Genomic DNA, 18551 nt, shown 5'->3' on the forward strand with positions numbered 1-18551 from the left:
ACCGCTCGGACGTACCTCTTAGGCGTACGGCTCGGCGTACGGGCCGGGCGTACCGCTCAGACGTACCGCCGAGAGGCACTGCTCAGACATACCGCTCGGGCATACGGCTGGGCGTGCCGCTCTGGCGTTTCCGCCGAGACGCACTGCTCAGACGCACTGCTCAGACGCACTGCTCAGACGTACCGCCCGGGCGTACCGCCCAGTACGCACATCTCAGACGTACCGCTCCAGGATCGACGACTCCGCCAGTCTGGACAGTCCCTCGCGCACGCTCCGGGCCCGTGCCTCGCCGACGCCGTCGACGGTCTGCAGGTCGTCGACGCTCGCGGCGAGCAGCTTCTGCAGGCCGCCGAAGTGCTCCACGAGACGGTCGATGATGGCGCCCGGCAGGCGTGGCACCTTGGCCAGCAGGCGGAAGCCGCGCGGCGAGACCGCCGAGTCCAGGGTTTCCGGGGCTCCGGTGTATCCCAACGCCCGTGCCACCGTGGGCAGTTCGAGAAGCTCGGCGTGGGCGAGGGCGTTGAGTTCGTAGAGCGCTTCGTCGACCGTGCGCGAGCGCTTGGCCGTGGGCTCGGGGACGTAGTCCCGGACCACCAGCTCGCGCTCGGGCTCCACGCCCGCGATCAGCTCGTCGAGCTGCAGGGCCAGCAGACGCCCGTCGGTGCCCAGTTCGACCACGTATTCGGCGATTTCGGTGGCGATGCGGCGCACCATCTCCAGACGCTGGGCCACCGCCGACACATCGCGGACCGTCACCAGGTCCTCGATCTCCAGCGCCGACAGCGTGCCCGCGACCTCGTCCAGGCGGAGCTTGTAGCGCTCCAGGGTCGCCAGGGCCTGGTTGGCGCGGGACAGGATCGCCGCGGAGTCCTCCAGGACGCGGCGCTGGCCGTCGACGTACAGGGCGATCAGGCGCATCGACTGGGAGACCGAGACGACCGGGAAGCCCACCTGCTTCGAGACGCGGTCCGCCGTACGGTGCCGGGTGCCGGTCTCCTCGGTCGGGATCGTCGCGTCGGGCAGGAACTGCACGCCCGCCCGCAGGATCTTCGACAGGTCCGAGGACAGCACGATGCCGCCGTCGAGCTTGCACAGCTCGCGCAGGCGCGTGGCCGTGAACTCGACGTCGAGCACGAAACCGCCCGTGCACATCGTCTCGACGGTCTTGTCGAAACCGAGCACGATGAGTCCGCCGGTGTTGCCGCGGAGTACGCGCTCAAGGCCGTCGCGCAGGCCGGTACCGGGAGCCACGGCGCTCAGCGAGGCGCGCATCAGGCCATCGGCACCGGAACTCCCACCGGATTTTCCGGGAGCTGCTGCCCGGTCGTTGGCTGCCACTGCACTCCTCCGGTCGCAGGTTCTGGGACGCCCCCGTTTCGCACACTTGGTTCGTACGGATGGGCGAGACCAGGGCAAAGTCTACCGGCGGTCCTCCTCGTCCCGTGGGGCCTCTCGGCGACGGGAGCGCGGAAGGACCCTCAGAGCGTCCCCTATGTCGGCTACTTCCAGGACCTTCATGCCCGGAGGGATCTTGCCGGGGTCGCCCGGAACGAGCGCATGAGTGAAGCCGAGACGGTGCGCTTCGCTGAGCCGGCGCTGGACGCCCGTGACCCGTCTGACCTCGCCCGCGAGGCCGACTTCACCGATCGCGACCAGGTTCTTGGGCAGCGGGGTGTCGCTCGCGGCCGACGCCAGCGCGAGGGCGACGGCGAGGTCGGCGGCGGGCTCGGAGAGCTTCACTCCGCCTACCGTCGCGGAGTAGATGTCCCGCTTGCCGAGCGCACTGATCTTGCCGCGCTGCTCCAGCACCGCGAGCATCATCGAGACGCGAGAGGTCTCCAGACCGGACGTCGTACGCCGTGGGGAGGGGATCTGCGAGTCGACGGTGAGCGCCTGGACTTCGGCGACAAGGGGGCGGCGGCCCTCCAGGGTGACCGTCAGACAGGTGCCGGGGACCGGTTCGTCACGCCTGGTCAGGAAAAGTCCGCTTGGGTCGGCAAGGCCCGTGATGCCCTCGTCGTGCAGTTCGAAGCAGCCGACCTCGTCCGTGGCGCCGTAGCGGTTCTTGACGCCCCGTACGAGACGCAGGCGCGCGTGCCGGTCGCCCTCGAAGCTCAGGACGACGTCCACGAGGTGCTCCAGAAGGCGCGGGCCCGCGATCGCCCCGTCCTTGGTGACATGGCCCACAAGGAGTGTCGACATGCCGCGCTCCTTGGAGACGCGGATGAGTGCGCCGGCGACCTCGCGGACCTGCGCCATGCCGCCGGGGGCGCCGTCGATCTCCGGGGAGGCGACGGTCTGCACGGAGTCGAGGATGAGAAGCGACGGCTTCACCGCGTCCAAGTGCCCGAGCACTGCGGCCAGATCGGTCTCGGCGGCGAGATACAGATGGTCGTCGATGGCCTTGATGCGGTCGGCGCGCATCCGCACCTGGCTCGCCGACTCCTCACCCGTGACGTACAGCGTGCGGTGCTCGTCGCTCGCCGACTTGGCCGCGACATCCAGCAGCAGCGTCGACTTGCCGACGCCGGGCTCGCCCGCGAGCAGCACCACCGCGCCGGGTACGAGCCCGCCGCCGAGCACCCGGTCCAGCTCGGGCACGCCGGTCGAGCGGGCGGTGGCCTGGCGGCCGTCGACCTGGCCGATGGGCACCGCGGACGTGGTGACGCGGCCCGGAGTCGTCGTACGGACCGCGGGCGCGCCGTACTCCTCGATCGTCCCCCAGGCCTGGCACTCGGGGCAGCGGCCGAGCCACTTGGCCGTCTGCCAGCCGCACTCCTTGCAGCGGTAGGACGGACGGTCCTTGGTGGTCTTGGTACGGGCAGCCATGTCGAGAACCGTAACCGCCGGCACTGACAACGCGGGTCCGAGTGGGGCGCCCGTACCGAGCGCATGAGCCGCGGTGCCTAATGGGAGCTACGGAGCCGGGGAATGCTCGGGTCCGTAGCCGCCAGCAGGTGAGCACTACCGACGCCGGAAGCATTCGACTTCTGAGGTCAGACCGTGCCCCTGCTGGTCGGCCGGGAGGCCAGACCGTTGATGGGGTGGCGTGCCCGCCGGGCAGTGGGGCGTGAGCACTGGATCCATTAGGCCGCGTGCCGTGCCTTCCGCAGGCTGCATGGAGCAAAGCACCTGACCAGGAGGACGAGTTGCTGCTGATCGGCGATGACTGGGCCGAAGACCACCACGACGTCGAGGTCCAGGACGAGGCAGGCCGAAAACTCGCCGCGGCGAGGCTGCCCGAGGGCGTGGAGGGAATCGCGAAGCTGCACGAGCTCCTGGCCAAGCACGGCGGCGAGGGCCTGGATGCCGCCGACGTGGTGGTGGGGATCGAGACCGACCGCGGCTCCTGGGTGCAGGCCCTGATCGCCTCCGGCTACCAGGTCTATGCCATCAACCCGCGGCAGGTCGCCCGGTTCAAGGAACGCTATGCCTCCTCCGGCGCCAAGAGCGACAGGGGCGACGCGCACGCGCTGGCGGACATGGTCCGCATCGACCGGGCCCAGCTGCGGCCGGTGGCCGGGGACAGCGAGCAGGCGCAGGCCGTCAAGGTCGTCGCCCGCGCCCACCAGACCTTGATCTGGGAACGCGTTCGCACGTTCCAGCGGCTGCGCAGCACGCTGCGCGAGTACTTCCCCGCCGCCCTGGCCGCCTACGCGGACCTCACACTGACCAGCACGGACGCCCTGGAACTGCTGATCAAGGCCCCTACCCCGGCGGCCGGGGCGAAGTTGACCCGTGCCCAGATCACCGCCGTTCTGGCCCGTGCCCGCCGGCGCAACCGGGACGCGAAAGCGGCCACGATCCAGGCCGCGCTGCGCGAACGGCAGCTGGGCCTGCCCGAGCCGGTCACGACCGCCTACGCGGCCACCGTCACCGCTCACGCGAAGCTGCTGATCGCCCTGAACGAGCAGATAGCCGACCTGGAAGGGCAGGTGAGGGCCCATTTTCTCAAGCACCCAGACGCTGAGATCTACCTCTCGATGCCCGGCATCGCGGAGATCACCGGCGCCCGGGTGCTCGCCGAGTTCGGGGACGACCCCACCCGCTACGCGTCCGCCAAAGCCCGCAAGAACTACGCCGGCACCAGCCCCATCACCCGGGCCTCCGGCAAGAGCCATACCGTCCAGGCCCGATACGTCCGCAACAACCGGCTCGCCGATGCGTTGCAGACCCAGGCGTTCTCCGCCCTGCGCGCCTCGCCCGGCGCCCGCCACTACTACGACAAACAACGCGCCCGCGAGGCCGGTTACAACCCGGCCCTGCGGCAGCTCGGCAACCGCCTCGTCGGCATCCTCCACGGATGCCTCAAGACCCGAACCCTCTACGACGAAGCGACCGCCTGGTCGCACCACGCCCACACCCCTGCCGCTTGACACCAAACGACATGGGGTGTCTGACCTGAACCAGCCGTCACACCGCGAACCAGCCACGAAACGAAACGTTCCTGTCCCCTATTGAGGGATCGTTTCACCCGTACGGAGTAAATGTGGTCAAGGGGGAGGAAGGCCCAGGTCTCCGCCGCCTACGGTCCACGGATGACGAGCAGCAGTCCGGAGACCTCGACCCGCATCACCGGCGCACATCGGGCGCGCCGGGAGGCGCGCGACCGCGCTGCGGCGCGCACGCTGGCGCAGCGGCCGCCCGCGCGCTACGAGCCGTATCTGGACGGGCTGTTCACCTACTGCCTGTCCGTGCTGTGCGACCACGACGCGGCGACCGCGGCGCTCGGCGAGGCCCTCGCGCTCGCCGAGCGGCGTCGCGGCCCCGAGACGTCGGGGGACCGCCGGGCCTGGTTGTACGCGCTGGCCCGCTGGGCCTGTCTGCGCAAGCTGGCCGAGGCCAAGCAGAAACGTCTGAGCACCCACGCGGCGGGCCGGGGCGGCGCCGAGCGGCAGCGCTCCGCCGAACCTCCCGTGGCCGACGAGGTCCAGGAACAGCGCCGCGGCGAACTCGCCCTGCTCGCCTGGCCCGAGGCCGCCGGCACCACGCCGGAACAGCGCGAGGCGCTCGAACTCGCCGTGCGCCACCACCTCGCCGCCCACGAGGTCGCCGCCGTGCTGGGCATGGACCTCGCCACCGCACGCGAACTGCTCGCGTCCGCCGCCTGCGAGGTGGAGCGCACGCGCGCGGCCCTCGCCGTCGTCGAGACCGGCGCCTGCCCGAGCGTCGCCCGGCTCACCGGGGACAACCAGCTGGTGCTCAGCTCGGCCCTGCGCAAGGAGCTCGTCCGGCATGTCGACGACTGCCCGCGCTGCCGCCGCAGCGCCGAGCGCGCGATCCCCGGCCGCTGGCCCGGTGTGATGGTCACCCCTGCCGAGCTGCCCGTCCTGGAGGCACCCGGCGCGGCCCTGTACGCGGCGCTCGCCCACCCTCCACGCGCGCGTGGCACCGCCGTCCCCCGCTTCGACCGGCGCGGCTTCCCGATGGACCCCAAGGACCGCGCCGCCCGCCGGGACCGCCTACGCGCGCGTGCCGTCACCACGACGGTCGTCGCCACCGTGGTGGCTGCCCCCGTGCTCGCCCTGTGGGCCGCCTACCGGGGATCACCGGCAGACGCGGGCACCGACGGCCGCTCCGCCACCGCCAGCGAGGCACACGGCCCCGACAGCCTCGCCGGAGAGGCGGCGGGCGGCTACGAGAACGCCGGCAACGCCCGCACCACGCCCGGCGGCCGCTTCGCCAAGGGCAACGAACCGGACGTCTCCGTGGAGGTCCTCAGCGTCGCCGGCGCCAGGGGAAAGAGCGCCGGACACCTCGACGTCTCGGCCGGCAACGACGGCGACACCACGCTCGTCACCCTCACCGCGACCGGATCCGCACCGGTGCGCTGGTCCGCGTCCACGGGAGCCTCCTGGCTCTACCTGAGCCGGTCGTCGGGAACGCTCGCATCCGGCGAATCGTTGACGATCAAGGTGTACGTCGACCATCTGCGCGAGCCGTCCGGCCCCTGGCACGCGCAGGTGGCGGTGGCACCGGCCGGCGCCGTCGTGACCATCGAGGGCTACGGCACCGCGCCCAGCCCCCCGGCCCCCGGTCCGAGCGGCCCCGAGGACCCCCCGCCCTCGCCCCACCCGACCCCGACCGCCTCGGCACCCTCGGACCCCACCCCGAGCGCTCCGCCCTCCTCGCCCGGCCCGGACCCCACGCCGACGGCCTCCGCCCCGACGGCCCCGACCGGCTCGACGCCACCCCCCACAGGCGGCGAGGATCCGAGCCCCGCGACGTCGTGAGTGCGGGCCGCGGCGGCCGGCCGCAGGACCGCCCCGGCGCCGCGAGGGGCCGGCCCGCGCTCCCGCGGAGGGGGACCCCGGCAGCGCTGTCCCGGTCGCGGACCCGATCCCGGTCAGGTCGGCCGAGAGGCGCCCTCTTTCGCGGCCGGCCCGGTGCGCCGGGCCCGTCCTAGCCGACCGGGTCCGCCGGATGCGCTGCCAGCAGCGGCAGCTGGGAGGCCAGTCGCTCCTCACACAGCTCGACGAGGCGGTCGTATCCCGCCTTGCCCATCAGCTCGGTCAGCTCCGCCCGATAGGACACGTACACCGGGTCGCCCGCGCCGTGCGCCGAGGTCGCCGACGTGCACCACCAGTGCAGGTCGTGGCCGCCCGGACCCCAGCCCCGGCGGTCGTACTCGCCGATCGACACCTGCAGCACGCGTGTGTCGTCGGGCCGGTCGATCCAGTCGTAGGTCCGCCTCACCGGCAGCTGCCAGCACACGTCCGGCTTGGTCTCCAGCGGCTCACGGCCCTCCTTGAGGGCCAGGATGTGCAGCGAGCAGCCGGCGCCGGCCGCGAACCCGGGCCGGTTCTGGAAGATGCACGAGCCCTGGAAGGGACGGGTCTGCCGGTCGCCGTCCTCGTCCTCCGAGACCCAGCCGTGCTCCATGCCCTCGTCATGGTTCTGCCAGATCTCCGGCGTGAGCCTCGCCACATGCCCGGCCACGCGCTTCTCGTCGTCCTCGTCGGAGAAGTGCGCGCCCAGCGTGCAGCACCCGTCGTCCGCGCGGCCCGCCTGGATGCCCTGGCAGCCGCTGCCGAAGATGCAGTTCCACCGAGAGGTCAGCCATGTCAGATCGCACCGGAAGACCTGTTCGTCGTCTGCCGGATCCGGAAACTCCACCCATGCGCGCGCGAAGTCGAGGCCCTTCTCGTCGGCTTTCCGGGCCTTTTTCGACATCGTCACCTGCTTCGGTGGGTTCACCTGTGACGAGCCCTTGGCGGACTCGGCAGACCCTGCCGACTTGTCGGCCTTCGCCGTTTTCGTCTTTGGCACAGGACCAGCGTACGGCTCCCGAAGCCCCATCGAATACGGAAGAGCGCCCAGCTGGCAGTAGCGTTCCGTACATGAGACTCGGTGTCCTCGACGTGGGATCGAACACGGTGCATCTGCTGGTGGTGGATGCGCACCCGGGCGCGCGCCCCCTGCCCAGGCATTCGCACAAGGCGGAGCTGCGCCTTGCCCAACTCCTCGACGAGTCCGGAGCCATCGGCCCCGAAGGGGTCGACAAACTCATCGCCGTCGTCCACGAGTGCCTGCAGGCCGCCGAGGACAAGGGCGTCGAGGACGTACTGCCGTTCGCGACCTCCGCGGTGCGCGAGGCCAGCAACGCCGACGACGTCCTCGCGCGCGTGCAGGCCGAGACCGGCGTCGAGCTTCAGGTCCTCACCGGCGCCGAGGAGGCGCGGCTCACCTTCCTCGCCGCCCGCCGCTGGTTCGGCTGGTCCGTGGGCAAGCTGCTCGTCCTGGACATCGGAGGCGGTTCCCTGGAGATCGCCTTCGGCATGGACGAGGAGCCCGACGCGGCTGTCTCCCTGCCGCTCGGCGCCGGCCGCCTCACCAACGGCTGGCTCCCCGGCGATCCGCCCGATCCGGAGTCCATAAGGGCACTGCGCCGGCACGTACGCGCCCAGATCGCCCGCACGGTGGGCGAGTTCACCCGCTTCGGCGCCCCGGATCATGTCGTGGCCACGTCGAAGACGTTCAAGCAACTGGCGCGCATCGCCGGGGCGGCACGGTCCACGGAGGGCCTGTACGTCCAGCGCGACCTGAAGCGCGAGTCGCTGGAGGCCTGGGTCCCCCAGCTCGCGGGCATGTCGGCGGCCCAGCGGGCCGAACTCCCCGGGGTCTCGGAGGGCCGAGCGGGCCAGCTCCTCGCCGGCGCCCTGGTGGCCGAGGGCGCCATGGACCTGTTCGGTGTGGAGAGCCTGGAAATCTGCCCGTGGGCCCTGAGGGAGGGCGTGATCCTGCGCCGGCTGGATCACATGGGGTCGGCGTAGGCGCCCCAACGGGGCGTGGGGCTGTGACACTTCGCGGCCGCGCCGCGGGGCGCGAGCGACCACAGTCCACCCCCACTCGCCCGTGGTGAATCCCACAACGGCGAAGAGGCGGGCGGCCCCCAGCCCATCGCACCCCGTAACCTGTCGGCATGGCGGAGCCAGTCGTGCGCATCCCGGATGCGAAGGTCGCGCTGTCCACGGCCTCGGTGTACCCGGAGTCCACGGCGACGGCCTTCGAGATCGCCGCGCGCCTCGGGTATGACGGGGTCGAGGTCATGGTGTGGACCGACCCGGTCAGCCAGGACATCGACGCACTGCGCAGACTCAGTGACTACCACCGGATCCCGGTCCTGGCCGTGCACGCCCCCTGCCTGCTCATCACGCAACGGGTCTGGTCCACCGACCCGTGGGCCAAGCTCCAGCGCGCACGGGCGGCGGCGGAGAAGCTGGGGGCGACCACGGTCGTCGTGCACCCCCCTTTCCGCTGGCAGCGCCAGTACGCCCGCGACTTCGTGAGCGGCATCTGGCGCATGGCGAACGAGACGGACGTACGTTTCGCCGTCGAGAACATGTACCCCTGGCGCTACCGCGACCGCGAGATGCTCGCGTACGCCCCCGACTGGGACGTGACGAAGGAGGACTACCGCCACTTCACGATCGACCTCAGTCACAGCGCGACGGCCCGCTCCGACGCGATGCACATGGTCGACCGCATGGGCGACCGTCTCGGCCATGTCCATCTGGCCGACGGCAGGGGATCGGCCAAGGACGAGCATCTCGTCCCCGGGCGCGGCACCCAGCCCTGCGCCGAACTGCTGGAGCGTCTCGCCCTGACCGGCTTCGACGGCCACGTCGTCATCGAGGTGAACACCCGGCGCGCGATGTCCGGCGCGGAACGCGAGGCCGATCTGGCGGAGGCGCTGGCCTTCACGCGCCTTCATCTGGCGTCCGCGGTCAAGGTGCCCCGGCGGTGACCGAGGCGCCCGACCCGACAGCACGGCGCCGGGGACGTCGTACACGCACGGAGTCCGCCGGCACCCGTGACCGCATCCTGGTGGTCGCCCGCGAGGAGTTCTCCGAACGCGGATACGAGAAGACGTCGGTACGGGGCATCGCGAAGGCGGCCGGTGTGGACTCGGCGCTGGTGCACCACTACTTCGGCACCAAGGAGCAGGTCTTCGAGGCGGCGATCGAGGTCGCCTTCGCGCCCGCCCTGAACGCGCCGGAGGCACTCGCAGACGGCCCGCCGGCCGAGGTCGGAGAGCGGTTCACCCGCTTCATCTTCGGCATCTGGGAGAACCCCACCACCCGTACGCCCCTGCTGGCGATCGTGCGCTCCGCCGTGAACAACGAGGCCGCGGCCGCCGTCTTCCGCCGGCTGATCGCCTCCCAGCTGCTGCGCCGCATCGCCCCCCAGCTGGATCTGCCGGACGCGGAGCTGCGGGCCGAGCTGGCGGCCGCGCAACTCGTGGGATGCGCGATGCTGCGCTATGTGATCAAGGTTGAACCGCTGGCGTCGGCAGATGTCGAACAGATCATCGCGCGGGTGGCACCGGTGGTGCACGGGCATCTGACCGGGCCCTGACCGCCTCAGGTCCGTCAGGTCCGTCTCCGTCCGGGTCCGTCTCCGGCCCGTATCGGGCCGGTCCGTGACCTCTGAACGAGACGTGCATCCCGCATTCCGGACGCGGTGTCCATCCCTTGGAGCAACGGGCGTACGCTCGACTCAGTCACAACTCTCCGAAGGAGCGAGCGACGATGCCCGAGCTGAGGTCCCGCACAGTCACCCACGGCCGCAACATGGCGGGCGCCCGCGCCCTTATGCGCGCCTCCGGTGTACCCGGCGCGGACATCGGCCGCAAGCCGATCATCGCGGTGGCCAACTCCTTCACGGAGTTCGTGCCGGGCCACACCCACCTGCAGCCGGTCGGCCGGATCGTCAGTGAGGCGATCGTCGAGGCCGGCGGCATCCCGCGCGAGTTCAACACGATCGCCGTCGACGACGGCATCGCGATGGGACACGGGGGGATGCTCTACTCGCTCCCCTCCCGCGACCTGATCGCCGACAGCGTGGAGTACATGGTCGAGGCGCACTGCGCCGACGCCCTGATCTGCATCTCCAACTGCGACAAGATCACCCCGGGCATGCTGAACGCGGCCCTGCGTCTGAACATCCCCACGGTCTTCGTCTCCGGCGGCCCGATGGAGTCCGGCCGCGCGACGCTCGTCGACGGCACGGTCCGTACGCTCGACCTGGTCGACGCGATCTCCGACGCCGTGAACGACAAGATCTCGGACGAGGACATCCTCCGTATCGAGGAGAACGCCTGTCCGACCTGCGGCTCCTGCTCCGGCATGTTCACCGCCAACTCGATGAACTGCCTCACGGAGGCCATCGGCCTCTCGCTCCCCGGCAACGGCTCGGTCCTGGCCACCCACACGGCCCGTAAGCAGCTGTACGTCGACGCGGCCCGCACGGTCATGGACGTCACCCGCCGCTACTACGAGCAGGACGACGAGACGGTCCTGCCGCGCAACGTCGCCACCATCGCGGCCTTCGAGAACGCGATGGCCCTGGACATCGCGATGGGCGGCTCCACCAACACGATCCTGCACCTGCTGGCGGCGGCCCAGGAGGCGGGCGTCCCCTTCGGCCTGGAGGAGATCAACGCGGTCTCGCGCCGCGTGCCGTGCCTCGCGAAGGTCGCCCCGAACGTCGCCAAGAACCGCACGTACTACATGGAGGACGTGCACCGCGCGGGCGGCATCCCGGCCCTGCTGGGGGAACTGCACCGGGCCGGCCTCCTGAACGAGGACGTGCACTCGGTCCACAGCCCCTCCCTCGCGGACTGGCTGAAGACATGGGACGTGCGCGGCGGCTCCCCGTCGCCGAAGGCGCTGGAACTGTGGCACGCGGCCCCGGGCTGCGTCCGCTCCGCCGAGGCCTTCTCGCAGTCCGAGCGCTGGGAGGCGCTGGACGAGGACGCGGCCGAGGGCTGCATCCGCTCCGCGGAGCACGCCTACTCGAAGGACGGCGGCCTGGCGGTCCTCAGGGGCAACCTGGCGGTCGACGGCTGCGTCGTGAAGACCGCCGGCGTCGACGAGTCGATCTGGACCTTCGAGGGCCCGGCGGTCGTCTGCGAGTCGCAGGAGGAGGCCGTCGAGAAGATCCTCAACAAGCAGGTGACCGACGGCGACGTGGTGGTCATCCGCTACGAGGGCCCCAAGGGCGGCCCCGGCATGCAGGAGATGCTCTACCCGACGTCCTTCCTCAAGGGCCGCGGCCTCGGCAAGACCTGCGCACTGATCACGGACGGCCGTTTCTCCGGCGGCACGTCGGGCCTGTCCATCGGCCACGCCTCCCCGGAGGCGGCGTCCGGCGGCACCATCGCGCTGGTCCAGGACGGCGACCGCATCCGCATCGACATCCCGAACCGCACGATCGAGCTTCTGGTCGACGACGCCGAACTCGCCCGTCGCGAGCAGGCGTTGGGCGGCGTGTACGCCCCGAAGAACCGCGAGCGCAAGGTGTCGGCGGCGCTGCGGGCCTACGCGGCGATGGCCACCAGCGCGGACAAGGGCGCGGTGCGGGACGTGTCGAAGCTGGGCTGAGCGTTCAGCTGGGCTGAGCGTCAGGCTGAGGATTTCCGGGCGGGCCGTCTCTTCGGGGGCGGCCCGCCCTTGTGTCACCAGGCGGAGGGCTTGCGGGCGTCCACGCCGAAGACGGTGCCGTCGGGGGCGGTGGCGTAGACGTGGGTGCCGATGATCACGGGCTGGGGCAGGGAGGCCACGACCTGGCCCGAGTTCACGCCGAGGCGCGGCGGGGTCTGTCCGGCGAAAGTCCCCTTGCGCGCGTCCACGGCCAGCAGGCGCCCGTCGGCGGTCGTGACGTACACGTGGCGGGAGTCGGCGACCGGCTCGGAACCCCGGTTCACGGAGATCTCGACGTGCCACAACAGCTTTCGGGTGTTCATGTCGACGGCCTCCAGCGAACCGCCGGCGGCGAGGAGATGGACGACGCCTCCGCGCACGGAGGCCCGGGCATCCACGAGCGGTACCGGGAGCGCCATCCGGCGTGAGGTCCGTGAGGCCGGCGAGTAGCGGACGACCGCTGTCGTCGTGCCCGCGGCGCGGTCCATGGCCAGGAAGTAGACCGATCCGTCGTCGGCGCCGACGGGCGTGAGGTCGCCCTTCAGCCGTGCCTCCCACCGCACGTCGCCCGTGGCCGGATCCACGGCGGTGACCCAGGTGTCCGACGCGTCGGAGGTGTACGTCGTGTAGGCGAGGGGATCCCCGGCGAACGAGGCGAAGTAGGGATCACGCTGACCGGCGAAGTTCCGTTTCCATTTCGTGTGGCCCGAGGCACTGTCCACGCCCGTGACCGACGCGTCGGAGCCGGTGACCAGGAGCATGCCGCCGGCACTCTGCAGCCCGCTGTACGCGGACAGGGTCCGCTGCCAATTCTCCCTGCCCGAGGCGGGATCGAGCGCCGCCAGGCGCTCGCGCCGGTCCGTCAGCGGCTGGACGAGACCGCCCGACACGACCGGTGGTCCGTTCCTCGCCGTCTCGGCGACGGAGTGCCGCCACAGAAGGCTGCCGTCGGCCGGATCGAGAGCGAAGACGACCCCGCGCTGGGCACACACCAGCCGTCCCGCTCCGGACGAACACTGCGGCATACCCGCGTCGGCGGAAACAGGCTTCGCCTCCCAGCCGCTGAACGCGGCCTCGGGCGACCCGCTCCGTGTGGTGCTGCCCTCCGCCGCGGAGCCCGCGCCCTTCAGCAGCGGAACCGAGGCGAGCGCCGCGACCCCGACGACGCCGAGCGTGACGGCGGCCAGGATCCACTTTCTGCGCGAGTTCGGGCGGGCGGGCCGCCGCTCCGGCTCACCGACGGGATCGGGCCTCGGCACCTGTCCCGCGCGCTGTGCCGGTATGAACGCCTGCGTGTCGTACGAGGCCGCGACAGACCGCAACTCGTGCATCAACTCGTCCGGTGTGGGCCGGTCCTCGGGCTCCTTGGCGAGGCAACGCAGCACGAGCGGCGCGAGATTCTCCGGTACGCCGGCCAGGTCCGGCTCGTCGTGCACGACCTGGTAGGCGACGACGTACGGGCTGTCGGAGTCGAACGGCCCGCGCCCGGTCGCCGCATGGACCATCACGGACCCGAGCGCGAACACATCGGCGGCGGGGCCGACTTCGCGGGGTCTTCTGAACTGCTCGGGCGCCATGAAGGGCGGAGTGCCGATCAACTTGCCCGTCTCGGTCCGCAGTTCACTGTCCTTTGGCCGAGAAATGCCGAAGTCGATGACCTTCGGACCGTCCTCGGCCAGCAGCACATTGCTCGGCTTCAGATCCCGGTGCACGACGCCGACGCGGTGAATGTCGCGCAGTGCCTCGGCGAGTCCCGCCATCAGACGGCGCAGCTGCGCCGGAGGCATCGCCCCATTCCGCTTCACGTGATCGGAAAGGGTCGGACCGGGGATGAACAAGGTGGCCATCCAGGGCCGTTCGGCTTCCGGGTCGGCGTCCACGACGGAAGCCGTAAAGGCACCGCTGACCCTGCGCGCCGCGGCCACTTCCTGCCGAAAACGCCCCCTGAACTCGGGATCCCTGGCGAACTGGCCGTGTACGACCTTTACCGCGAGCTTCATCCCCGAGGTGCTCCGGGCCAGGTGTACGACACCCATGCCGCCCGAGCCGAGACATGACTCCAGACGGTAGTGCCCGGCGTATGCGGGATGTTCCGCTTCCGCGCCCGCTCCGGTGTTCTGCTGTGGCGCCATGGAACCACCCCCGTGCTGTTCTTCCGCGCGCGCGACGCACGGAGCCTAGTCGATGACTCGTACGAGACAGAGGCGGCTTGCTAGCCTTCACGTGCGAGTTACGTACATGTGTTTCATGGCGTGTTTTATGGGAATCATCGGGACCCCATGGCGTTCATGGGGTCCAACGGGGGAGGTTTTTCATGTCTGTTGACCGCGCAGAAGAGGCGGCAGGGGCCGGCGAGGCGATCGCCGCGGCGACCGTGAAGACGTATCAGGTCGCACCGGGTTTCCGCGTCAATGTCCGCAGCGGCCCCGGCACCAACTACACCGTCGTCCGCGTGCTGCCCGAGGGCTCTCGTGTGCCGATCTACTGCCAGACGCCGGGGACGAACGTGGCCGGCCCGTACGGCACCTCGAACATCTGGGACAACGTCAGCAACGGCGAATACATCTCGGACGCGTACGTACTCACCGGCAGCGACGGCTACGTAGCCTCCCGCTGCGCCTGATCCCACGGGAGCCCGCGCCCGCGCCGGAGCCATAATCGTCTCGTGAGCGACGAAACCGGCACCCAGGAGACCGCGGGCTCCCCAGGCCCCCGCCCAGAACCACTGCGCTTCTTCGGCACCACCTGGGTGGAGCACGACCACGGCTACACCACCCGCCGCATCGCAGTCGCCGTCGGCTCCCTGGTGACCGCCGCCGCCTCCTGCCTGGTCCTGCGCTTCGCCTACGAAGGACTCCAACTCGCGGACATCGGCGCCTTCGTGAGCATCCTCGTCGTCGCGATGTTCGCGATCTGCAGTGCCCTCGCCTTCCGTCACACCTGGGACGCCTTCGCCAAGCGCCCCGACCCCGAGCGCCAGTCCTCCCTTCGCGGCCTGCTCGCCATCGGCTTCGTCGGCTCCCTCCTCGCCTACTTCTTCCGCTCCCTCACCGAGGCCCCCGGCGAGAAACTCCGTCGCGAGGAGTACGAGGCAGCCCTCGACCAGCACGAGAAGCGCAGCTCCCGCCGCACGGGCAACCCGTCGAAGAAGCGCCGCCGCTAGTGCCCCGGTAGGCAACGTTCACCCCGTCGCGACGCCCGGCACGCGCCTCTACGGCGTTGCCGTCGGATGCCGACACTCCGCGTCGACGCCCCTCCTCCGCCGTGCGGCTGCACGCTCCGGGCCTCGCTCGGTCGGCCGGAATGAGCTGTTCCTCGCGGCCGGCCTGATCTTTTCGACTGGCCTTGGCCCTGCCGCCACGCTCCTGTCTGCGAGGCGACGCGGTGCACGCGCCCTCATTGCCTGATTGGCGTGGGAGGCGCCACCTCATCGCTCCGCGTCGACGCCCCTCCTCCGCCGTGCGGCTGCACGCTCCGGGCCTCGCTCGGGTCCGCCGGACGCACCGCTCCTCACGGCGGACCTGATCCGAACCACACCGCCTGGGCCGCCCCCGCTCGCCGGAGGCGGTCGTGTTCTCACCAATAACTCGATGCCCACCGCACCCAACCCGCGCCACCATGGCCTCATGACCGCCTCGTCGCAGCCCACCCGCGCCCATTCCTTCAACGCCGCCGCAGCCCAGTACGCCGCCAACCGCCCCTCCTACCCGCCGGCCCTCTTCGATGCCATCGAGGACCTGGCCGGCCGTCCGCTCAAGGGCGCGCGCGTGGCGGACATCGGCGCCGGCACCGGTATCGCCACCGCGCTCCTGGCCGCTCGCGGCGCGGACGTGGTCGCCGTGGAGCCCGGCGACGGCATGGCGGCCGAGTTCCGCCGCACCCATCCCGGTATCCCGATCGTCAGGGGCGACGCCAACGACCTCCCCCTCGCCTCCGCCTCCGCCGACCTCCTGACCTACGCCCAGGCCTGGCACTGGACCGAGCCCGCCCGCTCGGTGCCGGAGGCCCTGCGGGTACTGCGGCCGGGCGGAGCGCTAGCCCTGTGGTGGAACAGGAGCGCCCCGGACGTCCCGTGGATCGACGAGCAGGCCGCCCGGATCGGGCGTCACTTCGGCATCGACAGGGCCGTGGACAGAAACGGCAGCGGAGACCGCTACGCGCTCGCCGACCCCACCGGCCGCCTCCGGTTCTCCCACCGCCTCGTGCGCTGGAGCCGCCGCGTCCCCGTCGACACCCACCTCGCCAACATCGGCAGCCACTCGATCTTCCTGGTCCACGGCGAGGAGAACAGCAACGCCTTCCTCACCGTGGAGCGGGGCCACCTGCTCGCGGCCTTCCCGGACGGGGTCGTCGAGGAGACCTACGACGTCGAACTGCTCGTAGCCACCAACTCGTGACACCTCGTACACGAGCACCGTCAGCCCCGCCGCCGGCCCGCTCACCTGCAGGCTGCTGCCGGGCAGCGCCCCGGCGACCAGCCCGCCGACGATGCCGGTGACCAGCCCCAGTTCGACGGGGACTCCGGAGGCCACGGCCACGGCCACGCCCACACCGAGCGGCAAGGCGACGAGGAAGACGACGAGAGAAGAGAACAGATCGGCCTTGCGTAGGCGACAGCGCATGAAAGCAGCACCTCCGTCGATGAACGGCGGATGCTTGGGCGCCGAGCCGGGGGAGAGCACGACGAAGTGAAATCCACTGCCGGGAAGGGGAGTTGATTCCGCATCCGGTTCCTGTTTCCGGTCGGTCAACGCCGACGCACACCAACCGGACCCTCCTCCTCCGGTCACGCCTCCACGCGCCGGCCCCGCCGAACACGCCCCCTGGCGATGCCGCTTGACGACACCACTGCCCGAGAGCATTATTCATCGAATGATGAATTATTCGCCGGGGCCGCCCGCGGATCCCTCCACGCCCGCCGTCCGAGCCGAAGGTCTCACCGCTGTCCGAGCCGAAGGCCTCACCGTCGTCCGCAGCCCCCGAACAGTCCTGCGCGGCCTCGACTTCACCGTCCCGCGCGGCCAGATCACCGGCCTCCTCGGCCCCTCGGGCTGCGGAAAATCGACCCTCATTCGCTCGATCGTCGGCACCCAGGCCAAGGTCACAGGCACCCTGGAAGTCCTGGGCAACCCGGCCGGCCACCCCGCCCTGCGCACCCGCATCGGCTACGTCACCCAGGCCCCCTCCGTCTACGACGACCTGACGGTCCGCCAGAACCTCGACTACTTCACGGCGATCCTGGCCCCCGGCCGCAGCGCCGCCGACCGCCGCCAGGACATCGGCCGCGTCCTCGCCGATGTCGACCTCACCAGCCACGCCGACTCCCTCGCCGGCAACCTCTCCGGCGGCCAGCGCAGCCGCGTCTCCCTGGCCGTGGCGCTCCTGGGCACCCCGGAACTCCTCGTCCTCGACGAACCCACCGTCGGCCTGGACCCGGTCCTGCGCCGCGACCTGTGGAACCTCTTCCACTCCCTCGCCGCCGACCGCGGCGCGACCCTCCTCATCTCCTCCCACGTCATGGACGAGGCCGAACGCTGCCACCGCCTCCTCCTGATGCGCGACGGCGAGATCCTCGCCGACGACACCCCCGACGCCCTGCGCACCCGCACCGGCTCCGAAACAGTCGAGGCGGCCTTCCTGCACCTGGTCGACGAGGCGACCGCCGCCGCCCGTGAGAAGGAGACCACCCGATGAGTACGACGACGACCACGACCGGCACGACGACGGCACCCTCCCCCACCGGCGCCCTCAGCGCCTCCCGCACCACCGCCACCGCGGCCCGGGTCCTGCGCCAGCTCGGCCACGACCCACGCACCATCGCGATGCTGATCCTCATCCCCTGCGTGATGCTGTTCCTGCTGCGCTACGTCTTCGACGGCAGCCCGCGCACCTTCGACAACATCGGCGCCTCACTCCTCGGCATCTTCCCCCTCATCACGATGTTCCTGGTCACGTCCATCGCCACTCTGCGCGAACGCACCTCCGGCACCCTCGAACGCCTCCTCGCCATGCCACTGGGCAAGGGCGACCTGATCGCGGGCTACGCCCTCGCCTTCGGCACCCTCGCGATCATCCAGTCGGCCCTGGCCACCGGCCTCGCGGTCTGGTTCCTCGGCCTGGACGTCACCGGCAGCCCCTGGCTGCTGCTCCTGGTCGCCCTGCTGGACGCCCTCCTCGGCACCGCCCTCGGCCTCTTCGTCTCGGCCTTCGCGGCCTCCGAATTCCAGGCCGTCCAGTTCATGCCGGCCGTGATCTTCCCCCAGCTCCTCCTCTGCGGCCTGTTCACCCCCCGCTCCTCCATGCACCCCGCCCTCGAAGCCATCTCCGACGTCCTCCCCATGTCCTACGCCGTCGACGGCATGAACGAGGTCCTCAAACACGCGGACATGACAGCCACCTTTGTCCGCGACGTCGTGATCGTGGCGGGCTGCGCGCTGCTGGTGCTGGGGCTGGGCGCGGCAACCCTGAGGCGCAGGACGGCGTGACGTCTCGAACTCCGATCCGTACGACTCAGCCCGCCCGGCGTTTGAGGACGAGGCCGTTCAGGCCGATCGGGGGTCCAGAGGGCGGAGCCCCTTGGGGGGTCGAAGGGACAGAGCCCCTGGGGACGGGACGGGTAGGGGCGGC

The 18551-nt window shown here is 71.0% G+C and carries 15 protein-coding genes and 1 pseudogene; 11 read left to right on the forward strand and 5 right to left on the reverse strand.

Annotated features, from left to right (window positions below; translation table 11 throughout):
• Positions 1–213: 213 nt before the first annotated feature.
• Both disA and radA read right to left on the reverse strand, forming a co-directional pair.
• On the reverse strand, positions 214–1338 hold the full coding sequence (disA, locus tag OOK07_RS24580) for a DNA integrity scanning diadenylate cyclase DisA (RefSeq protein WP_266519052.1): 1125 nt from the start codon (positions 1336–1338) through the stop codon (positions 214–216).
• Positions 1339–1419: 81 nt separating this feature from the next.
• Positions 1420–2829 carry a DNA repair protein RadA gene (gene radA, locus OOK07_RS24585; protein ID WP_266682915.1) on the reverse strand — a complete coding sequence of 470 codons (1410 nt, stop codon included), beginning with the start codon at positions 2827–2829 and terminating at the stop codon, positions 1420–1422.
• Between the two features lie 320 nt (positions 2830–3149).
• Between radA and OOK07_RS24590 the strand changes: the two genes are divergently transcribed.
• A complete protein-coding gene (locus OOK07_RS24590) occupies positions 3150–4376 on the forward strand; it encodes an IS110 family RNA-guided transposase (protein WP_266801861.1) in 1227 nt (408 codons plus the stop codon).
• Between the two features lie 162 nt (positions 4377–4538).
• Entirely contained in the window at positions 4539–6233 is a 1695-nt protein-coding gene (locus OOK07_RS24595; RefSeq protein WP_266798523.1) for a BACON domain-containing protein, read from the forward strand.
• A 169-nt stretch (positions 6234–6402) separates the two neighbouring features.
• Here OOK07_RS24595 and OOK07_RS24600 read toward each other — a convergent pair whose 3' ends face one another.
• Positions 6403–7269, reverse strand: coding sequence for a DUF3109 family protein (locus OOK07_RS24600; RefSeq protein ID WP_266682917.1), 867 nt, complete (start codon positions 7267–7269; stop codon positions 6403–6405).
• A gap of 71 nt (positions 7270–7340) precedes the next feature.
• Here OOK07_RS24600 and OOK07_RS24605 point away from each other — a divergent pair, with 71 nt between their 5' ends.
• From OOK07_RS24605 to ilvD, 4 genes are all read left to right on the forward strand, one after another.
• Complete coding sequence (locus OOK07_RS24605) at positions 7341–8273, forward strand: Ppx/GppA family phosphatase (protein ID WP_266682918.1); 933 nt, start codon at positions 7341–7343, stop codon at positions 8271–8273.
• 149 nt (positions 8274–8422) lie between these two features.
• The gene (locus tag OOK07_RS24610; protein WP_266682919.1) at positions 8423–9247 is read left to right on the forward strand and encodes a sugar phosphate isomerase/epimerase family protein; all 825 of its coding nucleotides are present in this window, start codon (positions 8423–8425) and stop codon (positions 9245–9247) included.
• Positions 9244–9858 (forward strand): TetR/AcrR family transcriptional regulator, encoded by a 615-nt coding sequence (locus OOK07_RS24615; RefSeq protein WP_266798526.1) that lies wholly within the window; start codon positions 9244–9246, stop codon positions 9856–9858. The genes OOK07_RS24610 and OOK07_RS24615 overlap by 4 nt, the downstream gene beginning before the upstream one ends.
• Positions 9859–10031: 173 nt before the next feature.
• Complete coding sequence (gene ilvD / locus OOK07_RS24620; RefSeq protein ID WP_266682921.1) at positions 10032–11885, forward strand: dihydroxy-acid dehydratase; 1854 nt, start codon at positions 10032–10034, stop codon at positions 11883–11885.
• Positions 11886–11959: 74 nt separating this feature from the next.
• Here the strand turns inward: ilvD and OOK07_RS24625 are convergent, their stop codons facing one another.
• Positions 11960–14056: a serine/threonine-protein kinase gene (locus tag OOK07_RS24625; RefSeq protein ID WP_266798528.1), complete on the reverse strand. Its 2097-nt coding sequence runs from the start codon at positions 14054–14056 to the stop codon at positions 11960–11962.
• Between the two features lie 182 nt (positions 14057–14238).
• Between OOK07_RS24625 and OOK07_RS24630 the strand changes: the two genes are divergently transcribed.
• The 3 genes from OOK07_RS24630 (at position 14239) to OOK07_RS24640 (ending at position 16321) form a co-directional block, all read left to right on the forward strand.
• Entirely contained in the window at positions 14239–14547 is a 309-nt protein-coding gene (locus OOK07_RS24630) for an SH3 domain-containing protein (RefSeq protein WP_266682923.1), read from the forward strand.
• Between the two features lie 42 nt (positions 14548–14589).
• Positions 14590–15087 carry an EamA/RhaT family transporter gene (locus tag OOK07_RS24635; protein WP_266798531.1) on the forward strand — a complete coding sequence of 166 codons (498 nt, stop codon included), beginning with the start codon at positions 14590–14592 and terminating at the stop codon, positions 15085–15087.
• 463 nt (positions 15088–15550) lie between these two features.
• Positions 15551–16321, forward strand: coding sequence for a class I SAM-dependent methyltransferase (locus OOK07_RS24640; protein ID WP_266682925.1), 771 nt, complete (start codon positions 15551–15553; stop codon positions 16319–16321).
• Here the strand turns inward: OOK07_RS24640 and OOK07_RS24645 are convergent.
• Positions 16280–16546: pseudogene (locus tag OOK07_RS24645) on the reverse strand (SulP family inorganic anion transporter); the annotation flags it as partial. The gene OOK07_RS24640 and the pseudogene OOK07_RS24645 sit on opposite strands and share 42 nt — an antisense overlap.
• Positions 16547–16796: 250 nt before the next feature.
• Between OOK07_RS24645 and OOK07_RS24650 the strand changes: the two are divergent.
• Positions 16797–17618: an ABC transporter ATP-binding protein gene (locus OOK07_RS24650; protein ID WP_266682926.1), complete on the forward strand. Its 822-nt coding sequence runs from the start codon at positions 16797–16799 to the stop codon at positions 17616–17618.
• Entirely contained in the window at positions 17615–18409 is a 795-nt protein-coding gene (locus OOK07_RS24655) for an ABC transporter permease (protein WP_266798533.1), read from the forward strand. Before OOK07_RS24650 ends, OOK07_RS24655 begins: the two co-directional genes overlap by 4 nt.
• Positions 18410–18551 lie beyond the last annotated feature (142 nt).

Source organism: Streptomyces sp. NBC_00078 (assembly GCF_026343335.1).
In the GTDB taxonomy this organism is placed as follows: Bacteria; Actinomycetota; Actinomycetes; order Streptomycetales; family Streptomycetaceae; genus Streptomyces.